Source organism: uncultured Granulicatella sp. (assembly GCF_963521425.1).
Lineage (GTDB): Bacteria > Bacillota > Bacilli > Lactobacillales > Aerococcaceae > Granulicatella.
The window spans coordinates 20,142-36,946 of record NZ_CAUQUN010000011.1 but is presented as its reverse complement, the minus strand read 5'-3'; the positions used below and the strand labels follow the sequence as shown (position 1 = coordinate 36,946).

Here is a 16,805-nt window from a genome sequence, read left to right as displayed (position 1 = left end):
CATTAGGACGCCAGCAGCCCTAGCGTTCTCATGGCCATACTGCTATAGGAAGTCTATTTTTTTCATAATGAAAATATTAGAGTGAGAGTTGAAAATATTGCTTTGTTTTCAAAAAGATTATGATATAATGAGTCCATTGAAAAGAAAGGAGAATGAATATGGATACAAATAAAACTTATTCAGCAAAAGAGTTTACGATGACCGTATTAAATGCATTAGCATTAGGGGTAGTTGTAACTTTAATTCCTGGTGCGATTCTAGGTGAATTAACAAAAGCGTTATTACCAGTGTTTCCACAAGGGCAATTAATTATTCAAGCAACTCAAGTGGCTAATACTATGATGGGTGCCATTATTGGTTTAATGGTAGGACATTTCTTTAAATTTACTCCAATTCAATCAGGGGCTATTGCGTTAGCTACTGTTTTTGCAGGAGGTGCGCCTGGCTTTAATCCAGATGTTAAAGGTGTGGTGTTCTCTGGTACTGGAGATATTATTACGATGGGTGTAACGGCAGCAGTAGCAGCTGCATTTATTTTATGGATTGGAGATAAAGCAAGAGCTTATTCGATTATCGTTATTCCAACTGTTACATTAGTCGTTATTGGTGGGCTTGGAAGACTTGCTCAACCATATATTGTTAAAATTACAGCATTAATTGGTCAAGGAGTGGAATTCTTATTAACCTTACAACCAATCATTATGTGTATGTTAATTGCGATGACATTCTGTATTTTAATTGTTTCACCATTTACAACTGTAGGAATTGGTTTAGCGATTGGATTATCAGGGATTGGTTCTGGTGCAGCTAACTTAGGAATTTGTGCGGCAGGTTTTGGTTTAGCAGTTGCAGGATTAAAAGTTAATTCAGTTGGAACTTGTATTGCACACTTTATTGGATCTCCTAAAATGTCAATGGCAAATGTTATTGCAAAACCAAAAATTTTATTACCAATGTTATGTTCTTCAGCATTATTAGGTATTTTAGCAGCAGTCTTTTCAATTCAAGGAACTCCTGCTAGTGCCGGTTTTGGATTTAGTGGGTTAGTAGGTCCTATTTATGCTTTAAACTTAATGGAAAGTGGATGGACAGCAGGAAATATTCTATTAGTGGCAGTTATTTTCGTAGTTGCACCAATTATTTTCAACATTATTTTTATCCATGTGTTCGAAAAAGTGGTACAATGGATTCAACCGGAAGATTATAAATTAACGGTATAATAAGGAGGAATTATAATGAAAATTGCAATTGCAGGTGCTGGAGCAATGGGATGTCGCTTTGGTTACATGTTAACAAAAGCAGGACAAGATGTTGTCTTAATCGATGAATGGCCAGCGCATATTGAAGCAATTCGTACAAATGGATTACAAGTAGTAGATGGAGATACAACAGATACATTACAAATTCCTATCTACAGACCTGAAGAAGTTCATGAGGAAGTAGATGTGGTCATCGCATTTACAAAATCAATGAAATTAGGGGAAATGCTTGAAAAAATTAAAGCAATTATTCATGAAGATACAAAAGTTGTATGTTTATTAAATGGTTTAGGTCATGAATATACAATGGAAAAATATGTTCCACGTAAAAACATTATTATGGGTGTAACGATTTGGACAGCGGGAATTAATGCTCCAGGTGTTGCTCGTTTAGGTGGAACAGGTACTGTTGAAATTCAAGCAGTAGAAGAAGCAAGCGGTCGTGCGATTGCCGAAGAATTAGTCGCTGTTATGAATCAAGCAGGATTAAATGCTAGTTATAGTGAAGATGTTTTATTCTCAATTTGGAGAAAAGCATGTGTTAATGGAACGATGAATGCAACATGTGCAATTTTAGATGCTAATATTGGAGAAGTATTTGATACAACTACAGCAGAAGCAATTGTTGAGCAAATTATTCATGAATTTGTGGAAGTGGCACATCATGAAGGTGTGAAAATTGATGCAGCTGAAATGAAAAACTATGTTTACACAGCATCAAATAAAGTACGTGCACACTATCCATCAATGCACCAAGATTTAATGCAAAATCATCGCTTTACTGAGATTGATTACTTAAATGGATTTGTTGCGAAACGTGGATTAGAGTATGGAATTCCAACTCCATATTGTGCTATGATTACTCAATTAATTCATGCAAAAGAACAAATCTTAAAAGTACAATAATAAGAATTTTGAAGGACGAGACGAGAGTCTCGTCTTTTTTATGGAGAAATTAACAGCATTTTTTATATAAAAACCCACCTAACTATTCAAACTTTTGTCTGATTTGTTAGGTGGGTAAACTTCGTTGGCAGAGTTTCTGGCATAAGTGTATGATGGTTGATTATTTTTAGAATACCTCTGCCAATCAAAGCGAAGATTAACGAAAAGAACGAGGTTCTTTTCGGAAATCACATCAATAAAAAAGGAAAAATAAGTAAAATGATTGTTTAAATTAATCATTTTATTATATTGTTTAAGTAACGAATAATCATTACTTTTATAAATATATTATACGATTTTTATTGCTTTTTTAAAAGTAAAAACATTGAAATTTAATAAATTTCTTTCTTACAAAAATGTAAGAAACAAAAGGAAAATGATAGTTAAAATATAGGAAAGCATCGATTTTATTTGATAGAATAAATACAAATCAAAGAGAAAGTAGGAATTGAAATGACATTATTAGATGTAAAACAAGTACAAAAAATTTATCATACAAGATTTGGAGCGATGCAAGTAGAAGCGTTAAAAGATATTACTTTTAGCGTTGAAAAAGGAGAATATGTTGCCATTATGGGTGAATCTGGTTCTGGTAAAACAACACTGCTAAATATTTTAGCAACATTAGATCGTCCAACAAAAGGACAAGTATTATTGAATCAATTAGATATTCAAAATATTCCAGATAAAACATTAGCAGCATTTCGTCGCGATCATTTAGGATTTGTCTTCCAAGATTTTAACTTATTAGAAACATTATCTGTTAAGGATAATATGTTACTTCCATTAGTACTAGCGAAGAAAACTGTTCAAGAAATGGAGAAAAAAGTAAAACCTGTTGCTACTATGTTAGGAATTGAAAAATTACTAGAAAAATATCCTTATGAATTATCCGGAGGTCAACAACAAAGAGTAGCCATTGGACGTGCAATGATGGCGAATCCTAGTATCTTACTAGCAGATGAACCGACAGGAGCACTAGATTCAAAATCTTCTAGCAATATTTTAGATGTTTTCGATACTTTAAATGAAAATGGACAAACTATTTTAATGGTAACGCATAGTACATTAGCCGCTAGTCGAGCTAAACGAGTGTTATTTATTAAAGATGGAATCTTGTATCATCAATTATTTAAAGGCGAACGTACAGATGAAGAAATGTTTGAAGCAATTTCTGATACGTTAACAGTAATGGCTAATCGAGGTGAGAGTCATGTTTAAATTAATTAGTTCATTAGCAGTATCTAATTTAAAGAAAAATCGAACACTTTACATTCCATTCTCGATTGCTTCCATTACAATGATGGTGATTACCTATATTCTATTAGCACTATCTACAAATAAAACGATTTTACAAAGTAGTGGTGGAAGCACGGTAGTTATGGCACTAGGGTTTGGTGTTGTTATCATGTTACTTGTCTCAACCTTAACGATGATTTATGCCAATGGTTTTGTAATGAAAAATCGTTCAAAAGAATTTGGATTATATAGTATTTTAGGATTAGGGCGCTCACAAATTCAATTGTTACAAGTTATTGAAATGACGTTGTTTGCTGTCATGAATCTTATTGTAGGATTGATATTAGGAGTTCTATTAAATCGATTAGCGTTTGCCTTATTATTGAAAGCAATGCGCTTTACCGTTCCGATTTCATATGAATTTCAAATTGCTTCAGTCATTATGATTGGAATTTTATTTAGTGGAATTTTTGTATTCTTGATGATTTTAAATGCGATTAAAATTAGAGTTAGTCGTCCATTAGAATTATTACGTGAGAAGAAATCAGGAGAAAAAACAGGTCGTTTCTTAAGTATTCGTGCGCTAATTGGGGTAGCAATTTTAGGGTATGCATATTATATTTCTCAATCAATCGAAAGTCCGATTAAAGCGTTAGGTTGGTTCTTTGTTGCAGTATTATTAGTAGTTATCGCAACTTATATTTTATTTGATGCTGGAAGTATTGCATTGTTACGCTTCTTGAAAAATCGTAAAACATTTTATTATCGCCCAATTAACTTTATCTCTGTTTCTAATTTGATCTTTAGAATGAGAAAAAATGCGATGGGTTTAGCAAGTATTTGTATTTTATCAACAATGGTGCTTGTGACTCTTGGAACGACAGGTTCACTGCAGTTTGGGGCACAGGAAGTAATTAATCGAACAAGCCCAACTGATTTTACTTTTAGAAATATGTATCGTAATCCTGAAGAAGCAGCAGAATATTCAAAAGAAGCAAAACAATTAGCTGCAGGAACTGCTTCAAAAGTAACTGATTTTTATGAGTATTCGTATATTTTAACAGCAGGAAATCATGAAGGAAATGTGCTAAATACAAATTTTAAAAATCTAGGTGGTCTTCCAGAGGCTATGATTGTTCTTGTATCAGTGGAAGATTATAATCGTAATACAGGCGAAAATCTTACTGTTAAATCAGGTGAGATGCTACTTGGAGAAGAAAGTTTTAAAAAGAATCCTACATTTAATCAAGTATCTATAGGAGACAATACAATTTCAGTTGCGCAAGTTATTGATGTTAAAAACTTTTCAAAAATTGCGGTGGCAAATCCAAATATTACGGATCACTCCTATATTGGAATTTTAAATGAAGAAGATATGGTAAAAGCTGTTCCATATTATAGTAAAGACAATGATGAAGGGCATCGTTCTTATACAAGAAATTATGTGGCATTATGGAATACATCTAGTCAAACCGATGATGAGAAGAAAAAAGAATTAGAATTGTATCAACAATCAGACATTGCTGGAGGAATTGATGGGAAAATAGAAATTGCTCAATTATTATTCCAATTTTATGGTTCTTTATTATTCTTAGGAATTTTATTAGCAATTGCCTTTTCAGTAGGAGCCGTTTTAGTTATTTACTACAAACAAGTTTCTGAAGGATATGAAGATCGTGAACGTTATGTTATCTTGAAGAAAATCGGAATTGATCAACCAATGATTCATCAATCGATTAATCGTCAAGTGTTAATTGTATTCTTCTTACCGCTATTAACAGCATTCTTACACACTGCATTATCCTATAATATGGTTAGTAAAATAGTCTTAATCTTTGGTATTAAAGGAAGCATTATTGGGTTGACGATGTTAGCAGTAGCTGGAGTATTTATGATTGCTTACTTCTTAGTTTACAAAATAACTTCAAGAGAATACTTCAAAATTATCAATCGATAGTAAAATTTAACGTCTTTAGCGATAGCTAGAGGCGTTTTTTAATACGCATTTTCTTCAGGAATTATGCGAAAAATTTCGTATAAAAAATATTTTTTTAAAAAATACTTAATATTTGTATCGCATGAAAGCGTAAAACATGGTATACTAGAATGTATTCAAGTAAAGAAATTTGGAGGTTTACTCATGATTGATGTTATCGACTTAAATAAAGTATTCGATAATGGCTTTGAAGCGTTAAAATCCGTTAACTTTTCAATTGAACAAGGGGATTTAGTTTGCTTATTAGGGCCTAGTGGTTGCGGAAAATCAACTATTTTAAATATGATTGCAGGGTTATTACAACCAACTGGTGGAGATATCCAATTTAAAAAATCTTCTGTGATTAATACAGAACCAAAAGATAGAAATATTGGATTCGTATTCCAAAACTATGCATTATATCCTCATATGACAGTGTTAGAGAACATTATGTTCCCATTAACAGTAGGAGAAAAGAAAATCTCAAAAGAAGAAGCTAAAAAAGTTGCAGAAGAATACATGCAATTAACAAATATTGAGGAATTAGCTGAGAAAAAACCTGGTACTTTATCAGGAGGACAACAACAACGTGTTGCGATTACTCGTGCGTTAGTTCAAAAACCAGAAGTATTATTATTAGACGAACCATTAAGTAACTTAGATGCTCGTTTACGTTTAAAAATTCGTGAAGAAATTCGTCGTTTAGTAAAAGAAGTGGGAATTACAACAATCTTCGTAACTCACGACCAAGAAGAAGCTTTATCAATCAGTGATAAAATTATCTTATTAAATGAAGGTGTTATTCAACAACATGATGACCCTCAAAACTTATATTTAGAACCAAATAATTTATTTGTGGCTAAATTTATCGGAAATCCAATTATCAACATTTCAGAAGTTGAAGTAAAAGATGGTTTAATTACTCATCCAGCATTTATTTTACAAGCAAGTGAATTAGTGGAGAGTCGTTTCCGTAAAGGTTTAGAAAATGGACATTACTATTTAGGATTACGTCCAGAAGATTTAGTTCCAAGTGAAAATGGACTATTTACAGTAACTGTTACGGCTGTAGAATTAATCGGTCGTGAACGTATTTTACACTTTACATTAGGAGAACAAGATATTAAATCAATCGTAAGTGTGGAACATAAGATTGAAGAAGGAGACACACTTTCATTTGACCTTCTAAGACATAAATTATTCTTATTCGATCAAAATGGAGAACGTGTATACTAATGAAAAAATATAATCCTGAGAATCAACCAAAGGCGTGGTTATTCCTTCTTCCGTCATTAGGTGTGATTTTACTATTTAATATTTACCCGTTAATTCGTTCATTTTGGATGAGTTTCCAAAAGGGTTCATTGTTAAAACTTCAATTTACTGGTTTATCGAACTATCAAAAAGTTTTAGCAGATCCAGTGTTTCATAAAGCATTACTAAATACGGCTTTATATGCATTTGTAGTAGTACCAATTGCTTTATGTATTTCAGTTGTCATTGCTTGGATTATCTTTGAAAAGGTAAAACATAAGAGCGTGTTTGAAACAATTTTCTTCATGCCATATGTTACAAGTACAATCGCGATTGGGATTGTATTCCGTTATTTCTTTAATGGAAGTTATGGATTAATTAACTTTTTACTTGGTTTAGTAGGAATTCCTGCAGTGAACTGGTTAGATAATGTTAATATGAGCATGCCAACTTTAATTATTTTTGGTATTTGGACAGGGCTTGCATTTAATATCATCATTTTATTAGCAGGTTTAAGAAATATTGATCCAGAACACTTTAAAATTGCAAAAATGTTTGGAGCTACAGAAAAAGAAATTTTCTGGAGAATTACATTCCCTCAATTAGTTCCTACAATTGCATTCTTATCTACAGTGAACTTAATTGGTGCCTTCAAAGTATATACTCAAGTATATGCATTATTTGGAGGAACAGCAGGGGTAGCCAATAGTGCAACAACTGCAGTTTACTATATTTACGACAAGTTCCATGTAGCTGGTCGTCCAGGGATTGCGATGGCAGCAACTGTAATCTTATTTGTGATTATTCTGATTGCTACTTTCTTCCAAAATAAATTCTTGAGAAGAGCGGAGGGTTAATCATGAAAAAAGTGATCGATTATTTATTATTAGCACTGATTGTGATTTTATCAATCATTACCGTGTTCCCATTTATTTATATGATTTTGACAGGATTAATGACTTATGCGGAAGCAACAAGCATTCCACCAACATTAATTCCTAAATCATTACAATGGCAAAACTATTTTGAAGTATTCCAAAGAGCGCCATTCTTACGCTACTTTGCCAATACATTATTTGTATCATTATTTACAACTGCTGCGACAGTTATTACTTCATTATTAGCAGCATTTGCTTTAACAAGTTTAGAATTTAAATATAAAAAAGTTGTGACATTAGTGATGGTTTCATTATTAATGGTTCCGTATGAATCAATTATCTTTACAAATTATCAGACTATTGCACAATTAGGATTATTAGATACTTATCTAGCTTTAATCCTTCCATTTTTAACTAGTATTTTCTATATCTACTATCTAAATGGTTATCTTCGTGGAATTCCAAGTACATTCTACAAAGCAGCTAAAATTGATGGTGCATCAGATTTAGAATATATTCGTCGAATTTTAGTGCCAATGTGTAAGCCAGCGCTTGTAACAGTTGGGATTTTAACATTCATTATGAGCTGGAATTCATTCCTATGGCCATTACTTGCAACAAACACTAAATACTATCGTTTATTAAACAACGGGTTATCAGCCTTCACGACTGAAAGTGGTAGTGATGTTCAATTACAAATGGCTGCCGCAACATTGACAGTAGTTCCTATTTTGATTATCTATTTCGTATTTAGAAAAGAAATTATTAGAGGGGTTGCTAAGAATGGTATCAAAGGATAAAACCGTTGTTACATTCCACAGCGGAATTCTAACAATCGGAGGAACGGTTATCGAAGTCAGTTATGGGAATTCACATATTTTCTTTGACTTCGGAACAGAGTTTCGTCCAGAATTAGATTTACCAGATGAACAGTTACAAACACTGATTCAATATGGAATCATCCCAAAACTAAATCATGTCTATGATCCACGTTTGGGATATGAGTACGATGGAGAAGAAACGGAAGAGTATGAAAATACAGCAGTATTTTTATCACATGCTCACTTAGATCATTCAAGAATGATTAATTATTTAGATCCAGCTATTCCGTTGTATACTTTAAAAGAAACAAAAATGATTTTAAATAGTTTGAATCGTAATGGAGATTTTTTATTACCAACACCGTTTGAAAAATCTCCTTTTACGAGAGAAATGATTGGCTTAGAACCAAATGCAATCGTAACTGTTGGAGATATTACAATTGAAGTTGTTCCAGTAGATCATGATGCATATGGTGCAAGTGCCTTATTAATTCGAACTCCAGATCATTTCATTACGTATACTGGAGATTTGCGATTACATGGTTATATTCCAGAAGCAACTGTTGAGTTTTGTAAAAAAGCGAAACATACGCAGATGCTAATGATGGAAGGGGTAACGATTAGTTTCCCTGAAAGACCAGTTGATCCAACTGAAATTAAACCATCCAATGAATTAGAAGTAATTGAAAAAGTGGTTCAATTCCAACAAGAAAATCCAAACCGTCCGATAGCTTTTAATGGTTATCCAGCGAATGTGGAACGTTTCGCAAAAATTGTTGAAGAATCTCCACGAACAGTAGTATTAGAGGCTCATATGGCAGCATTGCTACAAGAAGTATTTGGAATTCACGCTCATTTTTATTATTCAAATGAAGCAAAACGTATTCCAGAATTAAATCATAATTTAGAAGTTTCCTATCAAGCACTAATAGAAGATCAAGGGGAGTATTTCTGGCAAGTTGTAGATAATTTTGATAAACTACAAGGAGGAACACTATACCTTCACTGTGATGCTCAACCATTAGGTGACTTTGATCCGAATTATCAAGTGTTTCTCGATTTACTAGCGAAACATCACATCGAATTTGTGAAAATCGCTTGTTCAGGTCATGCAAAACCTGCGGATTTAGACCGTATTATTGCAATGATCGAACCCCAACTTTTGGTTCCTATCCATACTTTAAAACCAGAATTACTGGAAAATCCGTATGGTGAAAGAATATTGCCACATCGTGGCGAAAAAATTGTGTTGTAAAACTATAAAAGAAAAAGGAGAACAATTATGAAATTCAAATCTTTAGTAAAAGCGACACTTGCGACAACATCAGTTTTAGTTTTAGGAGCTTGCGGTAATAGTGCATCAAACTCACAAAAAGAAACTAAAGCAGATATTCAAACAGAAGTAAAAGAGGAAACAAAAATTACTTTCTGGCATGCCTTAAATGGTAAATTAGAGGAAACTCTAACGAAATTAACTGAGGAGTTCATGGCTAAAAACCCTAATGTGAAAATTGAGTTACAAAACCAATCTTCATATAAAGATTTACAAGCTAAAATTAACTCTACATTAACTTCACCAAAAGATTTACCAACAATTACTCAAGCGTATCCAGGATGGTTATGGAATGCTGCAGATCAAGATCAATTAGTTGATTTAAAACCTTACTTAGAAAATTCAACTATTGGTATTAAAGATGATGCTGCTATTCGTTCAGAATTATTAAAAGGTGCTCAAATCAATGGTGTACAATATGGTATTCCATTTAACAAATCAACAGAAGTATTATTCTACAATGCTGACTTATTAAAAGAGTATGGTGTTAAAGTACCAACTACTTTAGATGAATTTAAAGAAGCAGCTAAAACAATTTATGAAAAATCAAATCACCAAGTTGTAGGTGCTGGTTTTGACTCATTAAACAACTACTATGCAACTGGTATGATTAACAAAGGTGTTCAATTCAACAAAGAATTAGACATTACTAGTAAAGAATCAAAAGAAGTAGTTTCTTACTATGCAGATGGTATTAAAGAAGGTTACTTCCGTATTGCTGGTTCAGATAAATACTTATCAGGACCATTTGCGAATAAACAAATTGCAATGTATGTAGGTTCAACTGCGGGTGAATCATTCGTAGCTAAAGGTGCTAAAGAGGCTGGATATGAGTATGGTGTAGCTCCTCGTCCTGAGAAAGTGAACATCCAACAAGGTACTGATATTTATATGTTCCAAAGTGCTTCTGAAGAACAACGTACTGCAGCTTATTTATTCTTAAAATTCTTAGCTTCTCCTGAGTCTCAATTAACTTGGGCACAAGCTACAGGATATATTCCAGTAGTTTCTAAAGTGTTAGAAAGTGCAGAATACAAAAACTCAAATTCTAAAGTTCCAGCAGCAATCGCTGAAGGTAAAAAAGAATTATTCTCAATTCCTGTAATTGAAAATGCTGACTCTGCATATTCAGAAATCACTAAGATTCAAGAAAAAGTTTACAGTGATGTAAATGGTTCAAGCGTTGATAAAGTGTTAGAAGCTTCTAAAGCTGAATTCCAATCAGTTTGGAATCAATAAGATCGAATTAGACTTCCTTAATAATAGCATTAGGACGCCAGCAGACCTAGCGGTCTCATGGCTAAAATTTGAGCCTAAGGTCTCAAATTTTCCTGCAGTATCAGCCACATTGGCTGATACTGCTCATACTGCTATAGGAAGTCTATTCTTATTTTACGGATGTATATTAGAGTGCGTCTTGAAGGAGACTTCCCGATATAGTAGCAAAGGACGCCAGCAAACCTGACAGTTTCATGGCTAAAATTTGAGCCTAGGGTCTCAAATTTTCCAGTACTAGAAGCCAGAAGAGTGGCTTCTAGTATTGCTACTAATATGGGAAGTCTTTTCTTATTTAACGGATATAAATTAGGTTACGTTTGAAAGGGGAGTTCGTATGGTAGTAATCATACTATATGGACTCTTTTTTTGTTTTATGTTAGAAATCTATATATTTTATGGCTTATATGATACAATGGACTGTGACTAAAGAAGGAAATGAGGGATATAATGGAAATCAAAATTATTGAAACAAGTGATATGCATGGATATGTATTACCTACAAACTATGCTGAAAGAAATTTAGATTTGGGATTTAGTACGGCTAAAGCTGCAACGATTATAAAAAAAATTAAAGCTGAAGCAAAAGGGCCTGTTATTCAAATTGAAAATGGGGACTTCATTCAAGGTTCTCCATTAAGTTATTATGTTCGTAAACAAGGTCATCATATAGCGAATGACTTAACAAAAGTTTTAAACTATTTAGAATATGATTTAGGGATTTTAGGGAACCATGAATTTAACTATGGATTAGAGTATTTACGTGAAGCAATTGAATCATACAACCATCCAATTATTTGTGCGAACATTCTTTCTAAAACAGGAGAACAAGTTTTTGGTGATCCTTATCGTATTATCGAAAAAGAAGGTGTTAAAATTGCTGTCTTAGGATTAACAACACCATATATTCCAAAATGGGAACAACCTGCAACGGTTAAAGATTTAATCTTTATTAGTGCTTTAGAAACTGCACAAAAATATGTACCAGAAATGCGTGAAAAAGCGGATATCGTAGTGGTGACTTACCATGGAGGATTTGAGTCAGATTTAGAAACTGGTGAACCAACGGAGTTATTAACAGGAGAAAATGAAGGGTATGCGATTGCGACTAAAGTACCTGGAATTGATGCTCTTGTAACAGGGCACCAACACCGTGTTATTGCAACAAAAATCAATGGAGTTCCAGTAATTCAACCAGGATATCGTGGAGCTTATGTAGGTGAGATTAGTTTAAAAGTTGAAAAAGAAGGCGACCGTTATGTTGTCGTTAATAGTCAAGCGAAATTACATGAAACAGCAGAAGTTAAAGCAGATCCTAAAGTGTTAGAAATGTTTGAAGAATTACAAGCTGATGTAGAAAATTGGTTAGATACACCAGTAGGAACTGTTGTTGGAGATATGACGATTACAGATCCTCAACAAGCAAGATTAGTGGAGCATCCTTATATTGAATTTATTAATAAAGTTCAAATGGAAGCAACGGGTGCAGATATTTCAGGAACAGCTTTATTCAATAATGAAGGACGAGGCTTTGGTTCTAAAATTGCAATGCGTGATGTGATTACAAACTACATTTATCCAAATACTTTAGCAGTGCTAAAAATTTCCGGAGAAGATTTACGTTTAGCGTTAGAAAGAGTAGCAACTTACTTTATTGTAAAAGATGGAGAAGTTCAATTTAATCCAAAATATATTGAACCAAAACCACAATATTATAATTATGATATGTATGAAGGTATTGAGTATACACTTGATTTTACAAAACCATTTGGAGAACGAGTGACAAGACTAGACTATCATGGAGCTCCTGTTCAAGATACAGATGAATTAGAAGTTGTAACAAACCAATATCGTGCAGTAGGTGGCGGGAACTATGCCATGTTTAAACCAGAAAAAATTGTAAGAGAAGTACAAATTGATATGACAGAATTAATTGCGGATTATATGAAAAAACATCCTGTATTAGAAGCCACAACAAACCAAAACTTCAAGACAATTATTAAATAAATTTTTTAACAATCAGGAGAAAACATTTTTCTTTGCGTACTAGCTACTAAAGGAAGGTGTTTTTTTCTTATTTATTCCGTGATACAATCAAGAGGATAGGAATAATTAGAAATTGAGGTGAAATGGATGCATACGGTGATGATTGTGGAAGATGAACCAATTATTCGTGACGCTGTAGCTCAGGAATTGAGCAAATGGAATTATCAAGTTGAATGTGTAACAGATTTTAATAAAGTAATGGATGATTTTGTAAGAGTGAATCCTCAGTTAGTGATATTAGATATTACTCTTCCTTTTTTTAATGGTTATTATTGGTGTCAGGAAATTCGTAAAATTTCGAATGTACCAATTTTGTTTTTATCTTCTCACCAACAACCGATGGATATTGTCATGTCAATCAATATGGGGGCAGATGACTATATTACTAAACCTTTTGAAATGCCGATACTAGTAGCTAAAATCCAAGGACTTTTTCGTCGTGCGTATGAATTTGTTGGAACTCAAGATTGGATTGAATATAAGGGTGCGACTTTACATTTGAAGACGACTCAATTTACTTATAAACAACAAGTCATTGATTTGACGAAAAATGAATTTCAAATTTTACGTGTTTTATTTGAAAGAGTCGGAAGTTTTGTGAGTCGAGATGAATTGATGAAGGAATTATGGAATAGTGATTTCTTCATTGATGATAATACGTTAACCGTTAATGTTGCCCGTCTACGTAAAAAATTAGAAGAATGCGGATTAGTGAATTTTATTACGACTAAAAAAGGAATCGGTTATGGATTGGTGGATACCAATGAGTAAAGAGAAGAGAAAGTTCATTAAACAGTGGCTATTCAGTCATAAAAATTTTTTAGTTTATATCGCTTTTATTCTATGCTTATGGCTAATCTTTGGGTTTGCTTTTAATGCACTTGAATGGATGTTGTATTTAATATTACTAGTGCTAATTTTTTCAGGCTTATTTTTAGCTTCATGGTGTGTAAAGGATTTTCTACAGTATAAAAAAATAAAGGAAAATCCAAATTGGAAAGAATTACTTCAAAGTGAAAAAGCGTGGACAACGTCTGAACAGTTTTTATTAGAGAATTTAGAGGATTATGCCTCTCAATTAGCGCAAACTGAATTTCAACAAAGAGAATCTTATAAAGAGCAGTTAGATTACTATACAATGTGGATTCATCAAATTAAGACGAGTATTGCTTCAAGTCAATTATTAATTCAGGCTTTACCAACTCTTCCTGAAAAGAGTCCATTAGAACAAGAGTTAATAAAAATTACAACTTATACAGACTTTGTTTTGCATTATGTTAGAATGGAGACATTTCATCAAGATTTAGTATTGAGAGAACATTCTTTAGATAGCATTATTCGTCAAATTTTGAAGAAATTTGCAACGTTCTTTATTTATAAAAATCTTCGATTATCTTATGAATCTATTGATCAAGTCATTGTGACGGATGCAAAATGGTTTAGTGTTATTTTGGAACAAATTTTACTAAATTCCATAAAATATACAGATAAAGATGGACAGATTTCTATTTATTTAGATGGGGATTATTTATGTATTCAAGATACAGGAATTGGAATTGCTAAATCTGACCAGCAACGTATTTTCGAAAGAGGATTTAGTGGATTTAATGGGAGAATGAATTATCATTCTTCAGGATTAGGCTTATATTTATCTAATGAAATTGCGAAAAATTTAGGATTAGAATTATCAGTAGAATCAACTGTTGGAGAAGGAACAACTTTAAAAATTTTATTACAACAAGATAAACTGGATACTAGGGTTTAAAAGGAAAGAAAGTGACTTAAAATCGCTTAAAATTTCCCATGGAACACCCGGATATGTTATGATAAAGAGAATGAAATAGGAGAGGTGAATGACACATGGCAGATCAATTAGAATTAGTGGTCATTACAGGAATGAGTGGTGCTGGAAAAACAGTTGCAATGCAAAGCTTTGAAGATATGGGCTATTTTTGCGTTGACAATATGCCACCAAGTTTATTACCAAAATTTTGGGAATTAGTAAAAGAATCTGGAAAAATTACAAAAATTGCATTAGTAATCGATTTACGTTCAAGAGCGTTTTTTGATGAAATTATGACATCGATTAGTGGATTAGATAATACTTCGTTTATTACTACGAAAATTTTATTTTTAGAAGCGAGTGATGATGCATTAGTTTCTCGTTATAAAGAAACTCGTCGTACTCACCCATTAGCTGGTGACGGACGCGTATATGATGGGATTATTGCAGAACGTCGATTATTACAAGATATAAAAGTTCGTGCTCAAAAAGTCATTGATACTACAACTCTTTCTCCAAGAAAATTACGTGAGGAAATTATGCATACTTTCTCAAATGGAGATACTGATATCTTTACGATTCAAGTCGTATCTTTTGGATTTAAATATGGGATTCCAATTGATGCGGATATCGTAATGGATGTTCGATTTTTACCGAATCCTCACTATATTGAAGAATTACGACCATTAACAGGGCAAGACCATGCCGTTTATGATTATGTGATGAGTCAACCTGAAACGAAAACTTTCTATCATAAATTTATGGAATTACTAGATTTTGTAATTCCTGGTTATAAAAAAGAAGGAAAATCAAGTGTAACGATTGCGATTGGATGTACGGGTGGACAACACCGTTCCGTTGCATTAACAGAACGTACAGGAAGAGAATTAATGTCTGATTCTTATCATGTAACGATTTCTCACCGCGATAAAGATAAACGTAAAGAAGGGAATGGTCGTTCGTGATTTTTGAAGTAGAGCCTCAAGAAAAGAAGCGAAAGAAAGGTCCTAAAATTACTGTTATTGGTGGAGGAACAGGCTTACCTGTTTTATTAAGAAATTTACGAAAGCAAGATGCTGAAGTAACAGCAATTGTAACGGTTGCTGATGATGGAGGAAGTTCAGGTGTTATTCGTGATTATATTAATGTTGTGCCTCCTGGAGATATTCGAAACTGCTTATGTGCGTTATCTCCAATGAATTCCTTGCAAAAAGATATTTTCCAATATCGTTTTAAATCGGATGATCAATTTTTTGCAGGTCATGCGATTGGAAATTTAATTATTGCGGCCTTAACAGAAATGCATGGAAATAATATTTTTGATGCCATTCGTCTTCTGTCTAGAATGATGAGTATTGAAGGGCATGTCTATCCTGCTGCAGAAGAACCATTATTGTTAAGAGCAGAGTTTGAAGATGGAACGATTGTAGATGGAGAGTCTCAATTAGTGAAGTATCGTAAAAAGATTAAACATGTTAGTGTTCATACTTATGATGAAAATCGTAAACCGATTGCTTCTAGAGAAGTTGTAGATGCTATTATGGAGGCGGATATGGTTGTTATTGGACCGGGAAGCTTATATACGAGTATTTTGCCAAACTTAATGATTGAAGATATTGGACGAGCTGTCTGTGAAACAAAAGCAGAAGTTGTTTATATTTGTAATATTATGACGCAATTAGGAGAAACGGAGCACTTTGCAGATAGTGATCATGTTCGTGTCTTGCATGAGCATTTAGGAGAATGTTTTATTGATACGGTATTAGTAAATACTGAGTCTGTTCCAGATGAATATTTGAATCAACAAAAGCATGAAGAATATTTGTATCAAGTAAAATATGATTTCCAAGGATTACGTGACCAAGGATGTCGAGTGATTTCTACTGATTTTCTTAAATTAAGAGAAAATGGTGTGTATCATGACGGACAAAAAGTCATTGATGAATTATTTACTTTATTACGAAGTGTAAAACATGATTAATGAAAAAGAAGTGGGG

14 protein-coding genes are annotated in these 16,805 nt (G+C 33.0%); all 14 read left to right on the top strand.

What is annotated here, in order from left to right; translation table 11 throughout:
* Positions 1-158: 158 nt before the first annotated feature.
* Positions 159-1,220: a PTS sugar transporter subunit IIC gene (locus RWO76_RS04280; protein ID WP_314354468.1), complete on the top strand. Its 1,062-nt coding sequence runs from the start codon at positions 159-161 to the stop codon at positions 1,218-1,220.
* A gap of 15 nt (positions 1,221-1,235) precedes the next feature.
* A complete protein-coding gene (locus tag RWO76_RS04275) occupies positions 1,236-2,165 on the top strand; it encodes a 2-dehydropantoate 2-reductase (protein WP_314354467.1) in 930 nt (309 codons plus the stop codon).
* 492 nt (positions 2,166-2,657) lie between these two features.
* A complete protein-coding gene (locus RWO76_RS04270; RefSeq protein ID WP_314354466.1) occupies positions 2,658-3,425 on the top strand; it encodes an ABC transporter ATP-binding protein in 768 nt (255 codons plus the stop codon).
* Positions 3,418-5,400, top strand: a complete 1,983-nt coding sequence (locus RWO76_RS04265; protein ID WP_314354465.1) for an FtsX-like permease family protein — start codon at positions 3,418-3,420, stop codon at positions 5,398-5,400. The genes RWO76_RS04270 and RWO76_RS04265 overlap by 8 nt, the downstream gene beginning before the upstream one ends.
* 183 nt (positions 5,401-5,583) lie before the next feature.
* Positions 5,584-6,654 (top strand): ABC transporter ATP-binding protein, encoded by a 1,071-nt coding sequence (locus tag RWO76_RS04260; protein ID WP_314354464.1) that lies wholly within the window; start codon positions 5,584-5,586, stop codon positions 6,652-6,654.
* Positions 6,654-7,529 carry a carbohydrate ABC transporter permease gene (locus RWO76_RS04255; protein ID WP_314354463.1) on the top strand — a complete coding sequence of 292 codons (876 nt, stop codon included), beginning with the start codon at positions 6,654-6,656 and terminating at the stop codon, positions 7,527-7,529. Before RWO76_RS04260 ends, RWO76_RS04255 begins: the two co-directional genes overlap by 1 nt.
* Before the next feature lie 2 nt (positions 7,530-7,531).
* Positions 7,532-8,350 carry a carbohydrate ABC transporter permease gene (locus RWO76_RS04250; protein WP_314354462.1) on the top strand — a complete coding sequence of 273 codons (819 nt, stop codon included), beginning with the start codon at positions 7,532-7,534 and terminating at the stop codon, positions 8,348-8,350.
* A complete protein-coding gene (locus RWO76_RS04245) occupies positions 8,334-9,626 on the top strand; it encodes an MBL fold metallo-hydrolase (protein WP_314354461.1) in 1,293 nt (430 codons plus the stop codon). The genes RWO76_RS04250 and RWO76_RS04245 overlap by 17 nt, the downstream gene beginning before the upstream one ends.
* Before the next feature lie 27 nt (positions 9,627-9,653).
* A complete protein-coding gene (locus RWO76_RS04240) occupies positions 9,654-10,943 on the top strand; it encodes an extracellular solute-binding protein (protein ID WP_314354460.1) in 1,290 nt (429 codons plus the stop codon).
* Positions 10,944-11,429: 486 nt separating this feature from the next.
* Positions 11,430-12,986, top strand: a complete 1,557-nt coding sequence (locus RWO76_RS04235) for a bifunctional metallophosphatase/5'-nucleotidase (RefSeq protein WP_314354459.1) — start codon at positions 11,430-11,432, stop codon at positions 12,984-12,986.
* A gap of 126 nt (positions 12,987-13,112) precedes the next feature.
* On the top strand, positions 13,113-13,796 hold the full coding sequence (locus RWO76_RS04230; RefSeq protein WP_314354458.1) for a response regulator transcription factor: 684 nt from the start codon (positions 13,113-13,115) through the stop codon (positions 13,794-13,796).
* A complete protein-coding gene (locus RWO76_RS04225; RefSeq protein WP_314354457.1) occupies positions 13,771-14,790 on the top strand; it encodes a sensor histidine kinase in 1,020 nt (339 codons plus the stop codon). Before RWO76_RS04230 ends, RWO76_RS04225 begins: the two co-directional genes overlap by 26 nt.
* Before the next feature lie 95 nt (positions 14,791-14,885).
* On the top strand, positions 14,886-15,773 hold the full coding sequence (rapZ, locus tag RWO76_RS04220; protein ID WP_314354456.1) for an RNase adapter RapZ: 888 nt from the start codon (positions 14,886-14,888) through the stop codon (positions 15,771-15,773).
* A complete protein-coding gene (locus RWO76_RS04215; RefSeq protein WP_314354455.1) occupies positions 15,770-16,789 on the top strand; it encodes a YvcK family protein in 1,020 nt (339 codons plus the stop codon). Before rapZ ends, RWO76_RS04215 begins: the two co-directional genes overlap by 4 nt.
* Positions 16,790-16,805 lie beyond the last annotated feature (16 nt).